The sequence below is a fragment of the Chloroflexota bacterium genome (genome assembly GCA_020850535.1).
Lineage (GTDB): Bacteria > Chloroflexota > UBA6077 > UBA6077 > JACCZL01 > JADZEM01.
On sequence record JADZEM010000059.1, the window covers coordinates 1 to 12,788 of the forward strand.

Genomic DNA, 12,788 nt, shown 5'->3' on the forward strand with positions numbered 1-12,788 from the left:
CGTGCCGCCGCGTCGGGGCTTGAAAGCCCCGCCTACGATCCTGCAGTCGCTGCGCGACGCTCCAGTCGCACCAGTGCCGGCCGTTCCCGACGGCCGTCGCGCAGCGACTGAATGACTGTAGGCGGGGGGTTTCAACCCCCGCCTGCGCGTCTCGTCGCGCTTCGGGAACACCAGCGAACATGCAATCGCCCTGAGTCACGAACCGGAGCGATTGCATGATGGCCTCGTCGTGCCGCCGCGTCGGGGCTTGAAAGCCCCGCCTACCATCCTGCAGTCGCTGCGCGACGCTCCAGTCGCACCAGTCCCTGCCGTTCCCGACGGCCGTCGCGCAGCGACTGAATGACTGTAGGCGGGGACTTCAGTCCCCGACCGCCCGTTCCATGATGCATCGGGTACACCAATGAACATGCAATCGCCCTGAGCGAGGGGGCAGGGCAATCGCATATTGGGTGTGTCGTGCCGCCTCGTCGGGGCTTGAAGCCCCCGCCTGCGCGTCTCGTCGCGCTTCGGGAACACCAGCGAACATGCAATCGCCCTGAGCAGATGTCACGCATGATTCGGGATGGGATCGCCGTTCCGACCGGCCCAGTCGGCGCGGAGCAGGCCGTAGATGGCGCGGTCGGCGCGTTCGCCCCAGCGCACCACCTGCGAGCGGAGCAGCCCCTCACGCTGCATCCCCAGCTTCTCAAGCACCCGCACGGAGGCTACGTTGCGCGGATCGACCCGCGCAACGACCTTCTCCAGACCCAGCGTCTCAAAGACGTAGCCCGTGACGGCGGCTGCCGCTTCGGTGGCGAGTCCGTGGCCCCAGTGCTCGCGGGCGATGCCGTAGCCGAGCGTTGCGACGAGGTTCACGCGGTCGATCTCGAGTGTGAGCCGCCCGATCACCATGCCGTCGCGCTCGACGGCGAACTCGGCCCGCTGCCCCCAGGGGATCGCGACGATCCGCTCCATCGCACGCCGCATGACGTCCATGTTGGCTGGCCGCCGCGCCCCGAACACCGCGAACTCGGGGTTGCTGGCCATCTGGAAGTACGCCTCGGCGTCGGAGACGGCTGGCGGGCGCAGCAGCAGCCGGGCCGTGCGAAGCTGGGTCGGCTGGGGCGGGCTTGCGGGCGGCGTGGCCATGCCTGGATGGTAGCGCAGACGCTCGCTGCCGGTGGCCAGGAGGAGGATATCGTCAGCCCGGCACGGCGCTGCGGGCGCTCACGTAGCCGATCCGTTCGAGCGTTGCCAGCACCCGCTCAACCGACGCCTCGACGGTCTCCTGGTCCGTGTCCAGCACCAGCTCGGGGTTGAGCGGCGGCTCGTACGGGTCCGAGACGCCCGTGAACTGGGTGACCTCGCCGCGCAGCGCCCGCTCGTACAGGCCCTTCACATCGCGCCGGATCAGCTCTTCGAGCGAGCAGCGCAGATGGACCTCGACGAACCGGCCGATGTCGGCGCGGACCTCGTCGCGGGTGGCGCGGTACGGCGAGATCGCCGCCACCACCGCCACCACGTCGTTGCGCGACAGCAGCTTCGCCACGAACCCGATCCGCCGGATGTTCGTGTCGCGGTCCTCGCGGCTGAATCCCAGCCCCTTCGACAGGTTGGTGCGGACCACGTCGCCGTCGAGCACTTCGACGGTCTGTCCGCGCTCGCGCAGGGCCGCCGCGACGGCCGCTCCGAGCGTCGTCTTGCCGGCCCCCGAGAGGCCCGTAAACCAGATCGTGTATCCGCTGCTCATCTGCGTCCTGCGTGGAAGGGTGGGCTGCCTGCGTAGATGGATCGGCTTCCTGCGTTGCAGGACCGGTATTGATATCGTACGACCACGGGCACGCCGCTGTCGCTCTCGACCTGGGCCGCGCCGGTCATCCGCCGACCTCCACCCGGTCGACGGACACCCCGCTGTTCCCCACCGAGAGCGTCAGATGGGCGCGGTCCGTGTGGATCGTGATGACGTGCCGGCCGGCTGCCGCCGTCACGGCGATCTTCTCGACGGTCTGGCCCTGGACGGCTTCGAGGGCACGGGTCACGTCGCGGGCCGCCTGGCGCAGCCCGGCTCCACGCTCGGTGCGGAAGTAGAGGTCGGTCAGGGTGCGCTCGGCGTCGGGGCCGTGCCGATTGCGGACGGCCTTCGACTGGAGCGCCAGCTCCAGCATGGTTTCCAGTGGCCGTATCAGCGGCGATGGGATCTCGCCATCGGCCACTGCCTCGGCCAGCTCGGCGTACCGCGCCTGCGAGGCCGGGTCTTTGAGGTTGCGCGCGAAGGCTGGGACGTCTTGCAGCAGGAGATCCTGCTCGGCCGGCGCCAGCGTCAGGCCCGCCCCGCGTTCGGTCTGCTGCTCACTGGCGGTGACCAACGATCACCTCCAGCTCGTGCTCGAAGCCGCCCGTCTCGACGGCGCAGTGCATCCCGCACTCCTTGGGCGCGCCCTTCTCCCACCACCAGCGACCGGAGCGCTGGTCCGCTCCTGGCTCCACCGGGCGGGTGCAGGGCGCACAGCCGATGGTCTTGTAGCCCTGGTCGTAGAGGGTGTTGTAGGGGACGTTGTTCTCGCGCAGATAGTCCCAGACCTCTTCCTCAGTCCAGTCTGCCAGCGGGTTGATCTTGACGAGGCCGCCGTGATCGTGGTCGATCTCGATCTTGCGGATGTTCGAGCGGGTAGCCCACTGGTCGCGGCGCAGGCCGGTGATCCAGCCGTCAAGGTCGCCGAGCACCCGCACCAGCGGGCGGACCTTCCGTACGTCGCAGCAGGTCAGCCGTAGCGGCACGGATTTCAGGAAGAGATCCTCGCCATGCTGCCCGATCATGTTGGTCAGGTCGTTCCGGTCGGGGTGGTAGGTCTCGACCTGCAGCCCATAGTGATCCTGCACCCGCTGGATCAGGTCGAGCGTCGCGAGGGGCAGCCGGCCGGTGTCCACCGTGAAGACGCGCACGTTCGGGTCGATGCGCCAGGCCATGTCGAGGATCGCCATGCCGTCGACCTGGAAGGACGTGCAGACGGCAACGCGACGCGGCGAGAAGGTGGTCAGCGCCCATTCGATGACCTCCCACGGCTCGCGGTCGTCGTACTCGACGGCCAGCTCGCCGGCCTCCCAGTCATCGAAGGTGATCCGTGCGTCCTCGATCGTCTCAACGCTCATTGCGCCCTCCCTGCCCCCGCCCCTGCTACCGCTTCCTGGCCGCTCGCCAACGCGACCAGCGTCTCATCTGCCGTCCGTCGCGTGAATGCCTGGAACGATTCGCCGTCCTGCCGCTGGGCCAGCCAGCCGGCCACCAGCCGCTCAACGGTGTCCACGGCCTCGGCGGCCGGCACGCGCCGCAGGACCGCCCGCCCGACGGTGGCGTCCTCTCCGATGCCGCCGCGCAGGTAGACCTCGTAGGCCTCCAGCTTCTGGATGCCGTCGCCGCGCGCCGTCGTGCCCTGGAGTCCGATGTCCGAGATCCAGTGGTGCGCGCAGGCGTGCGGGCAGCCGTCCACGCCCAGGCTCAGCCCGTCCACGGCGTTCCCGAACCGCTGCTCCAGCCGTTCCACGATCTCGCGCATTTTCGGCTTGGTCTCGGCAACAGCGTAGTTGCAGAGCGGCTGCCCCGTGCAGGCGACCGCCGTGCCCCGCAGCTTGTGCACGTCCAGGTCGAACCCGATCTCGCGCAGCTTCCCGACGATCTCGTCGACGCGGCCCGTGGGCACGCCCGTCAGGATGAAGTTCTGCTGGCGGGTCAGGCGGATGTCTCCTCCGTACGATGCGGCCAGCTCGGCGATGGCGACGGCCTGCACGGCGTTGATCTGACCGGCGAAGACCGGCACGCCGATGTAGACCTTGCCGTCCTCCTTCTGCTGGTGGACGCCGAGATGGTCGATGCGAGCACCCGGTGGCGGCGGCGTGATGAGATCTTCGAGCGTGCGCCCGAGCTTCTCCTCCACCGCCTTCCGCACGCCGTCCACGCCGTAGTCGTCCACCAGGAACTTGAGGCGGGCCTTGGCACGCGACACCCGATACTTCAGGTCGTGCCGCCAGACGTCGAGGATGGCCCGCGCCACCTCGATGGCCTGACCCTGCTCGACAAACACGCCCAGGTCACGGGCGATCCGTGGCGTGGACGAGAGGCCGCCGCCCACGTGCACCGCGAAGCCGTTGCGGGGGCCGTTCGGCCCGGGCTGGGTGGCCCCCACGAATGAGATGCAGTTGATCTCGGGCGCGTTGCACTGGTCGGTGCAGGCAGCCATCGAGATCTTGTGCTTGCGTGGCAGATCCAGGTACTCGTCGTGGTTGATGAAGTAGCTGACGAGGTCGTGCAGCTCGGAGGAGCAGTCGAACAGCTCCGTTCGGTCGAGGCCCGCGACGGGACAGCCGGTGACGTTGCGGACGGCGTCGCCGCAGCCGCCCTTGGAGGTCATCCCGACGCTCGCCAGCGCCGCGAAGACCTCGGGCAGGTCGCGGATGCGAAGCCAGTGGAGCTGGATCGTCTGGCGGGTGGTCAGCTCGGCGTAGTCCCGCCCGAACTTCTGCGAGAGCTCGCCGATGACCTTGAGCTGCGGAGCGGTCAGGTGGCCGGCTGGCACCTTGATCCGCAGCATCATCAGCCCGATTTTCGGCTTGTCGTGGTACAGGCCGTACCACTGGAAGCGGACCATGTCCTCTTCGGAGACGTCGTTGTAGTCGAGCGCACCGAGGGCTGGCGCCTCGTCGAGGATGGCGAGCGGGTGCTTCTCGGCCTTGAGCTTCTCGACGTTGTTGCGCTTCCGCACCAGGTCCCAGTCCGGCGCCGCGCGGGACGCCGCCGGGAAGGCCGGGCGCACGGCGGCGGCCGGACGTGGCCGCGGCGTGGTCGCCTCCTCGCCGGGTGTTGGACCGCTCATGATCGCGTTCTCTCCCTCGAAACTGCCGTGAACACGAGAAAAGGCCGAGCCGGCCTCTTCAAGCCGCTCGGCCTCCAGTGGACTGGTCAGCCGGGAGTGCCCGCGCACGCACGAGCACGCATCTTCAGTTGGTGCGCTCCGCGAGCGTCAGCCGTCAGGGAGCGCTGCCGCCCTGCCGTCGCTGCGCGGGAGCGCCCGCCAGCCGCACCTTGTGCGTCGCGTCGAGCTGCACGACCCGACCATCCTGAACGATCACAGTGACGGACCCGTGGCGCATCCCCGCGAGGAGGCGCTGGAGCTCCGACACCAGGGTGTCGAGATCCTCGGATCGTGTCGGATCGAGACTCGCCAGAAGCCACCTCCAGCGCCAGAAAGGCCCGCCGGTGAGACGCTGCACAAAATCGATGAAATCGACTCGTTGAGTAGACAATAGCGGGTTTCGCGCGGGGCTGTCAACCCTGCCGGTGGCACGCAGGCCGTCCGAACCAGTACGGTCCGTCCGCAGCCGGGAGTTCACGACCTGGAGGTCAGGCATGGCGGATCGTTGGCAGTACAAGACGGTGAGCGTCTCGCCCGCGCAGGCGGAGAATCTGGACGAGATCCTCAACAGCTACGGCGCGGCCGGCTGGGAGCTGGTGTCGGTGGTCGTCGAGGCGTGGATGCCGCGGGGCTTCCTGGGTGGCGCGCAGCAGCCGACGTACCGGGCGGTGTTCAAGGCGCCGGCGTAAGCGCCGGCGACATCGCGATGCGCTGGTACACTCAGAGGCAGGACACCCGAGGAGGTGACGCTGATGTGCCGCATCGACATCAGCGAGCTACCGCAGCAGACGGACGAAGAGATCGGCACTGGCGAGACCTACGCCGTCGAACGAGATGGCAAGGTCGTGGCCTACGTCGTTCCGGTGAAGCCCCGCGACGAGAGCGAAGTACGGGCCGTGACAGAACGGGTTGCACACGCTGTCGATGCCAGTCTGAGCGAAGGGTACACTTCAGAGGATCTGGCCCGGGATCTCGACATCAGCCGTCCATTCAACGCATCCAGATAGCATGCGCCTCGCTGTCGATGCGAGCGTGCTCGTCGCCGAGCTTACACGCCGGCGTGGACGAAGCCTGATTTCGCTCTCTGCTCTGGAGTTTGTTGTTGCTGCTCACGCCTGGGACGAGGTGACCTACGAACTACCGCGCCGACTGGCGGCCCGCGAGCGACACGGCCGCCTGGTTTCCGGCGGTGCAGATCTGGTGCTGCGCAAGTGTCTCTCCCTGGCGGCGGCATACGTCACCGTCGTGCCGAGCGTCGCGTACGAGTCGTTCGAGGCGCTGGCGCGGCGGCGAGTGCCGAGGGATCCGCGCGATTGGCCGACCGTTGCGTTGGCCATGGCGCTCGAGGCCGGCATCTGGACCGCCGACGCCGACTGTCTCGGCTGTGGCCTGCCAACCTGGACGACCGAGGCGCTGCTGCTGGCGTCCGAGGCGTGAGCGAGGCAGTTCGCTGGAAGGCCTGGCTTGAACACGGGCCTTCATGAACTTGTCATATTCCATCCGTCTGCACCCTCATGAAGATCGCCGCCTGTCGATGGTTTCGCCTCACTCGTCATAATCGTGCTCCGTATCGGGTGACCGTATGAGCGTCCAGCCGAGTGCACGCTCGGGCTCCGCGCGCGCCCGCGTGCTTGTCGTGGACGACGATCCGAAGGTCGTGAGCCTGATGCGCCGTGGGCTGACCTTTGAGGGTTACGACGTGAGTGTGGCCTCGGATGGCGATGAGGCGCTCGCCGTGGCGCACGACTCGCCGCCGCACCTGGTGGTGCTCGACGTGATGATGCCGCGCCTGAGCGGGATCGAGGTCTGCCGCCGCCTCCGTGCGATTGACCGCGACCTTGCCATCCTGATGCTGACGGGGCGCGCCAGTGTGTCGGCGCGCATCGAGGGGCTGGACGCCGGTGCGGATGACTATCTCGTCAAGCCGTTCGCGTTCGACGAGCTGCTGGCCCGCATCCGAGCGCTCTTGCGCCGGACCCTCCCGCCGGAGGATGAAGTCCTCGAGTTCGAGGACTTGCGGCTCGTCCCGTCCACCCGTGACGTGACCCGCGCAGGGCAGGCCGTCGAGTTGACGGCGCGCGAGTACGATCTCCTGGAGCTATTTCTGCGGCACCCTCGCCAGGTGCTTCAGCGCGACGTCATCTTCGCCCGGGTGTGGGGGTCCGACTTCCTTGGTGAATCGAACGTCATCGACGTCCACGTGATGCGGTTGCGGGACAAGCTCGAATCCGGTGGTGGCGAGCGCCTGATCCACACGATTCGCGGCGCGGGCTACAGCCTCCGGCGGCGGAGCTAGACGGTGCCGTCGCTGATGCGCCTGCCGATCCGCCTGCGGATGGCGCTCTGGTTCGCTGCGCTGCTCTGGCTGCTGGTGGGCGCGATGAGCGTCTTCCTGCTCTCGGCGTTGGACGACGTCGTTCAGGAGCAGATCGATGCCGCCCTGCGATTGCGCGCCTCACGGGTCGAGCGGGAGATCACGACGGGCGACGATGACCGGCTCGACCCGCAGGACGTGCAGGCGAGTCTGCTCGACCTCGCCCCGTTCGAGGAGCTGTCTGCGCCGGGCATCTACGTGCAGGTGCGGGACATCCGTGGGGCCGTCATCGCGGCGTCCGCCAACCTGCCGCGCGACGAGCTGCCGGTGACGCAGGAACTGCTCGCGAGCGCGCTCCAGGACCGCGAGGCCTTCGAGACGGTCTCGGTCGGCAACGAACAGGTACGCATCCTGGCGTGGCCGGTCGATACATCGGGGCCGGTCGTGGGTGTGGTGGTCGTTGGCCAGTCGTTGCGGCTGGTCGAGGTCACACGGCAGGGCGTCGAGCGGCTGGTGACCATCGCGGCGATTGTGGCGACGGTGGCTGCAGGCCTCGGCGGTTGGTGGTTGACCTCGCGGGCGCTGGGTCCGATGGCCGACGTGACCCGCGTTGCCCGTGACATCGCGGCGACAGGGCGGTTCGAGCAGCGCATCGCGCGGCCGGCCGGCGACGACGAGGTTGGACAACTGGTTCAGACGTTCAACGAGATGCTGGCGCGGTTGGAGCGGATCTTCGCACTCCAGCGCGAGTTCCTGGCCGATGCCTCACACGAGCTGCGCGGCCCGCTGATGGTGATTCGCGGCAACCTCGACCTGCTTCGCCTTGGCATCCCCGAAGACGAGCGGCGCGACTGCGTCCGTGAGGCCGGTGAGGAGGTGGAGCGGCTCTCGCGGCTCGCCTCGGACCTCCTGTTCCTGGCGGCGACCGACGCTGCCGAGGTCGTCGAGCAACTGCCTGTTCGCCTCGATCAGGTGGTGGTTGGCGCCTGGGAGCGCGCCCGCCTGACCGACCACGGGCGGCACGAGATCGTGCTGGGCGAGAACCAGCCGAGCGAGGTCATCGGAGATCGGACCCGGCTCGATCAACTCGCCTGGAACCTGGTCGAGAACGCGCTGCGCTACACCCAGGCCGGTGGGCGGGTCGAGCTGTCGCTGACCCGGGCTGGAAATCAGGCGACGTTCGTTGTGCGCGACACCGGATTGGGCATCGCCGCCGAGCATCTGCCGCGCATCTTCGAGCGCTTCTACCGCGTTGACAAGGCGCGCTCGCGGGGGAATGGCGGCACCGGGCTCGGACTGGCCATCGTCAAGCGCGTCGCGGAATCTCATCAAGGGCACGTCAGCGTCACCAGCGAGCCTGGGCGCGGGACGACATTCACCGTCACGCTCTACGTGCGCGCCGTTGCCGCCCAGCACGACGGGCCATCCGAGATTCGGCAGGCGTCCGCGGAACGGCAGGTGCGCGCCTGATCTCCGTCCTCACATTCATAGTTCTGTCATCTTCAACGGTCATGCTGACCGCTCTCAGATTGTCGTCCTGGCCGCTCGGCGCCGCTGAAGGGAACCTCCCGTGACACGTCTCGACCTGATCCGCGCGTTCGTTGCCATGCTGATCGTCAGCACGGCCGTCCTGGTGCAGTTCATTCACGGGAGCAGCAGCCGCCCGGCAACTTCGTCTCAGCTCGACGCACAGGCAATCCTGCACCGCTTCGTACCCGAGCCGAGCCGCGTCGCACTGGCTGACAACGGCAGCGACAATGGCGACGAAGACGCCGACAACAGCGGTGCTGACAACAGCGGCGCCGACAACAGCGGTGCTGACAACGAGGATGCCGACAACAGCGGCGCCGACAACGAGGATGCCGACAACAGCGGTGCTGACAACGAGGACGCCGACAACGAGGACGCCGACAACAGTGGGGCCGACAACGAGGACGCCGACAACGGCGGCGCTGACAACAGTGGGGCCGATAACGAGGATGCCGACAACAGCGGCTCCGATAACGAAGACGCTGACAACAGCGGTGCCGATAACGAGGACGCCGACAACAGTGGGGCCGATAACGAAGACGCCGACAACAGTGGGGCCGATAACGAGGACGCCGACAACAATTAGTGGCTCGGCAGGCGTGCATCGCAGGGTTGCTCGGTGCCCATCGTCAACCTGACAGCAGCGAGAAACGACCTCCCGTCCGTCATCCCGACCGCGGCGAGGAACGAGCGGAGTGGGGATCTTCTCCTTCTGTAGCGTGAGGAAGATCCCTCGACTTCGTTCGCACGCTCACGTCGCTCGGGATGACGGGGGAAGCGTCGAGTGACCCGACCCGGTCGTTCACGACGGACAGGCCACGAGAATCAGTTGAGACTCTGCTGATCCCGTCCGGCCCCGCCTGACGCCCCGTGTGCCAGAATGGAAGCCCGAGCACGCCCCGCGCCTGCGAGCAGGCACGGGGCGTGCTTGTGTCACCCGGGGTTGCGACACACGCGGAGCCGGTGCGGTGGATATGGGAGCGGGGAGCACGGCTGTGAGCGACGGCGGACCTTTCAAGGCGTCGGAAAGATCCGAGCGCGAGGTCGGGCGCCGCGCTCCCACGCCTCTGAGTGGAGCCGCCTTTCCTGGTCACCGTTGCGTTCAACGCTGACGTCGAGCAGCAGGCCGGGGCGTACGCCACCGGCCTGCTGGCGTTGATCACCTCGGCCACCGTCACCGTGACGCTCTCGGCGCACCGTCGGGGGCAGCGGGCCGCCAGCGTCGCTTTCGGGCTGATCTCGTCGATCTTCATCTACAGGACCGTCGTCACGATTGTTGGCCGCCCGGAGGGTTTGAAGATCGCTGCCCTGTTCATCGTAGCGCTTGTGGCGACCTCGGTCGTGTCGCACCTGCTGCGGCAGACCGAGCTACGGGTGAAGCGCGTCATTCTGGACGAGACGGCGGTCAGCTTCATTCGGGCGGCGAAGCGCCAGCCGCTCCCACCTGATCGCTCACGACACCGACTGCCAGACGCCTGAAGAGTACGACTCGAAGGAGACGGAACAGCGCGAAGCACGACTGTCTGACGGCCCGTGGCCGCGCGGCACGTTCGGTGCAGAGGGATCGGCGATGACGTGACAGGGCGCGCCGCAGCGCCGCCGTGAGGGAACACCTGATGATCGAACGACCGCGCACCGATCCAACAGAGCCTGGCGATCCTGACGATCTCGCAGACGATGTGGTGGACGAAGCCGAGCCGGTCACGCCTCCGCCGGCCGTCGAGCCGGCGGCCGGGCCGCCAACGTTGCCGCCCAGCGAACCGCCCAGCCCGGGCGTCGGCGGACTCCGGAACTGACCGGTGAGAGGGTCGCGGTGAAGCTGCCCAAAGGGGGCACGTCTGGCTCTTGCAACTGGACTATCTCGTCATAAGATGATGGAGCCGTCGAGAGAGGTCAGCCTGCTCTCTCGCAGGAAGCGCAAGCGCCGGGGTGGCCCAACACCCCGGCGCTTTTTGTTGTGTCTCGGGGCCCCCACGTAGGCGCGGCCGGAGGCGGGCATGCAGCCTGCGTGTGTCGGCGGCAGAATCGGCCGGCAACGTCGATCAGGCCGCACCACCGACGAGGATGACCATGGACACGCTCGCCGTACTCAGAGATCCCAAAGGCCTGCTCGCGCTGCTCAAGGAGACCTTCAACGACTGGAGCGAAGACAAGGCTGCGAACCTCGCTGCCGCCCTGGCCTACTACACGGCGTTCTCGATCGCGCCGTTGCTGCTGATCTCCATCGTCGTCGCCGGCCTGTTCTTCGGCCGCGAGGCGGCCCAAGGGCAGATCTTCGGGCAACTCGAGGGGCTGCTCGGGCCGGAGGCGGCAGGCGTGATCCAGACCAGCGTCGCCAACTCCCAGCAGTCGGGCGCCAGCACGCTGTCGGCCATCATTGGCGTCGTGACGCTGATCTGGTCGGCCTCGAGCCTCTTCGCGCAGTTGCAGGACGCGCTCAACACGATCTGGGAGGTGAAGCCAGATCCGCGGGCCGGCTGGCTGGCGTTCATCAAGCGCCGGTTCCTGTCGATGACGCTGGTCCTCGGCATTGCGTTCGTGCTGCTGGTGTCACTGGTCTTGAGCGCTGGCCTCGCAGCTGTCGGCGGGCTGCTCGGCAACGTGCTGCCCGGTGGAAACGTCTTCTGGCAGGCCGTCAACTTCGTGATCTCGTTCGCGCTGGTCACCGGTCTGTTCGCCGCCATCTACAAGGTGTTGCCAGACGCTACCATCAACTGGAGCGATGTCTGGATTGGCGCGGCATTCACCGCCTTCCTGTTCACGGCGGGCAAGCTCGTGATCGGCCTGTACCTGGGGCATGCCAGTATCGGCTCGACGTTCGGCGCAGCCGGCTCGCTGCTGGTCTTCCTGGTGTGGGTCTACTACTCGGCCCAGATCCTCTTCTTCGGCGCAGAGTTCACCCAGGTCTACGCCCGCAAGTACGGCTCGCGCATCGTGCCTGCGCCCGGCGCAGTGGCGCTTGACCCACAGGACCGGGCGCAGCAGGGCATCCCGCACGAGAACACAGCGCCGAAGCATGCCGCCGCTCGCGAGCGGCAGGAAGCACTTGCCGGCGCAGGAGCCGGCAGCCGCCGTGAGAACGGCAAGGCCGTGGCGCCAGACGGTCGGCCAAATGGTCGACCAAATGCTCGGGCCAACGGCTCAGCGTATCGGCGCGGCGCGGCGCGCGCCCCGGGCGACTACGCCACGACGAAGCACGCCCAGGCCCACCTGCGTCGGGGTGCGGGTGGCCCTGCTCCTGGGGGCAGCGGCGGTTCGAACGGCGCACCTGGCGCCGTCAAGAAGCTGCTCTGGGCCGGGCTGGTATCGGGATCGCTGGCCGTGGGAGCTGTGGCAGCCCGCCGGGCCAGCGCCGAGATCTGGCGCGGCGTCTTCCACCAGGAACCGCCCACCAGGAACGTCTGAATCAGAGCCATGGTGGAAGCCAGATGGCACGCCTCCGACGTAGCCGCACCCCCGGCCCGCACCTCCGTGCGTCATCCCGTCCGACAGGCCCGATGGATGCGCAGTGTCGTCCTGACGGCCTCGTGTTGGAACGCTCTCTGTACTGGAGCATTGACAGAAGCGCAGAACACGACGATGTGTCCACTCCAGCGCAGCATGAGGGACGACGATGCGTCAGCAGCGAACGGTGATGATCGTGGAGGATGAGCCGGCCATTCGTGGGCTCCTGTCGATGACCCTGGAAGCCGAAGACTATCGGGTAGAGACGGCGGCCGATGGGCGCGAGGCCCTGGAACGGGTTCGACATCATCCGCCGGACGCGATCTTGCTCGATCTGGTGCTCCCTTACCTGGACGGACCGACACTCATTCGCACGCTCGACGACGACCCGTCGCTGCAGCAGATCCCCGTCGTCGCGGTTTCGGCGACGGAGCGCTACCCGGGTGTGGGCGAGCGCGGGGTGTACGCATTCCTGTCCAAGCCGTTCGACGTGGAGACGCTCCTGACCATCCTGGACGATGCGCTGGTCGAACATGAGGCGCGTCGTCTGGTCACGTTTGACGACCGCGTCGAGTAGGCAGGCGCGCCGAACCGGACGAGTGCCGCGTCACGGC

The 12,788-nt window shown here is 67.7% G+C and carries 16 protein-coding genes; 10 read left to right on the top strand and 6 right to left on the bottom strand.

The window, feature by feature from the left end; all coding sequences use genetic code 11:
• Positions 1–546: 546 nt before the first annotated feature.
• From IT306_08680 to IT306_08705, 6 genes are all read right to left on the bottom strand, one after another.
• The gene (locus IT306_08680) at positions 547–1,128 is read right to left on the bottom strand and encodes a GNAT family N-acetyltransferase (protein MCC7368484.1); all 582 of its coding nucleotides are present in this window, start codon (positions 1,126–1,128) and stop codon (positions 547–549) included.
• A 52-nt stretch (positions 1,129–1,180) separates the two neighbouring features.
• Positions 1,181–1,729, bottom strand: a complete 549-nt coding sequence (gene cysC, locus IT306_08685; GenBank protein ID MCC7368485.1) for an adenylyl-sulfate kinase — start codon at positions 1,727–1,729, stop codon at positions 1,181–1,183.
• 124 nt (positions 1,730–1,853) lie between these two features.
• The gene (locus IT306_08690) at positions 1,854–2,345 is read right to left on the bottom strand and encodes a hypothetical protein (GenBank protein MCC7368486.1); all 492 of its coding nucleotides are present in this window, start codon (positions 2,343–2,345) and stop codon (positions 1,854–1,856) included.
• Positions 2,329–3,129: a phosphoadenylyl-sulfate reductase gene (locus IT306_08695; protein MCC7368487.1), complete on the bottom strand. Its 801-nt coding sequence runs from the start codon at positions 3,127–3,129 to the stop codon at positions 2,329–2,331. The genes IT306_08690 and IT306_08695 overlap by 17 nt, the downstream gene beginning before the upstream one ends.
• Positions 3,126–4,847: a nitrite/sulfite reductase gene (locus IT306_08700; protein MCC7368488.1), complete on the bottom strand. Its 1,722-nt coding sequence runs from the start codon at positions 4,845–4,847 to the stop codon at positions 3,126–3,128. Before IT306_08700 ends, IT306_08695 begins: the two co-directional genes overlap by 4 nt.
• A 154-nt stretch (positions 4,848–5,001) precedes the next feature.
• Complete coding sequence (locus IT306_08705) at positions 5,002–5,382, bottom strand: YezD family protein (protein ID MCC7368489.1); 381 nt, start codon at positions 5,380–5,382, stop codon at positions 5,002–5,004.
• Here IT306_08705 and IT306_08710 point away from each other — a divergent pair.
• The 10 genes from IT306_08710 to IT306_08755 all read left to right on the top strand — a co-directional run bounded on the left by IT306_08710 (position 5,381) and on the right by IT306_08755 (position 12,751).
• Complete coding sequence (locus IT306_08710; GenBank protein MCC7368490.1) at positions 5,381–5,575, top strand: DUF4177 domain-containing protein; 195 nt, start codon at positions 5,381–5,383, stop codon at positions 5,573–5,575. The genes IT306_08705 and IT306_08710 overlap by 2 nt on opposite strands.
• Positions 5,576–5,638: 63 nt before the next feature.
• Positions 5,639–5,893 (top strand): hypothetical protein, encoded by a 255-nt coding sequence (locus IT306_08715; protein ID MCC7368491.1) that lies wholly within the window; start codon positions 5,639–5,641, stop codon positions 5,891–5,893.
• A gap of 1 nt (position 5,894) precedes the next feature.
• A complete protein-coding gene (locus tag IT306_08720) occupies positions 5,895–6,323 on the top strand; it encodes a nucleotide-binding protein, PIN domain-containing protein (GenBank protein MCC7368492.1) in 429 nt (142 codons plus the stop codon).
• 145 nt (positions 6,324–6,468) lie between these two features.
• Complete coding sequence (locus IT306_08725; protein MCC7368493.1) at positions 6,469–7,182, top strand: response regulator transcription factor; 714 nt, start codon at positions 6,469–6,471, stop codon at positions 7,180–7,182.
• A 3-nt stretch (positions 7,183–7,185) separates the two neighbouring features.
• Positions 7,186–8,670: a HAMP domain-containing protein gene (locus tag IT306_08730; protein ID MCC7368494.1), complete on the top strand. Its 1,485-nt coding sequence runs from the start codon at positions 7,186–7,188 to the stop codon at positions 8,668–8,670.
• A 100-nt stretch (positions 8,671–8,770) separates the two neighbouring features.
• The gene (locus IT306_08735; protein ID MCC7368495.1) at positions 8,771–9,316 is read left to right on the top strand and encodes a pentapeptide repeat-containing protein; all 546 of its coding nucleotides are present in this window, start codon (positions 8,771–8,773) and stop codon (positions 9,314–9,316) included.
• A gap of 485 nt (positions 9,317–9,801) precedes the next feature.
• Positions 9,802–10,209, top strand: coding sequence for a hypothetical protein (locus IT306_08740; GenBank protein MCC7368496.1), 408 nt, complete (start codon positions 9,802–9,804; stop codon positions 10,207–10,209).
• Positions 10,210–10,346: 137 nt separating this feature from the next.
• Positions 10,347–10,526: a hypothetical protein gene (locus IT306_08745; GenBank protein ID MCC7368497.1), complete on the top strand. Its 180-nt coding sequence runs from the start codon at positions 10,347–10,349 to the stop codon at positions 10,524–10,526.
• Between the two features lie 274 nt (positions 10,527–10,800).
• Positions 10,801–12,135, top strand: a complete 1,335-nt coding sequence (locus IT306_08750; protein ID MCC7368498.1) for a YihY family inner membrane protein — start codon at positions 10,801–10,803, stop codon at positions 12,133–12,135.
• Positions 12,136–12,343: 208 nt separating this feature from the next.
• Complete coding sequence (locus tag IT306_08755) at positions 12,344–12,751, top strand: response regulator (GenBank protein ID MCC7368499.1); 408 nt, start codon at positions 12,344–12,346, stop codon at positions 12,749–12,751.
• Positions 12,752–12,788 lie beyond the last annotated feature (37 nt).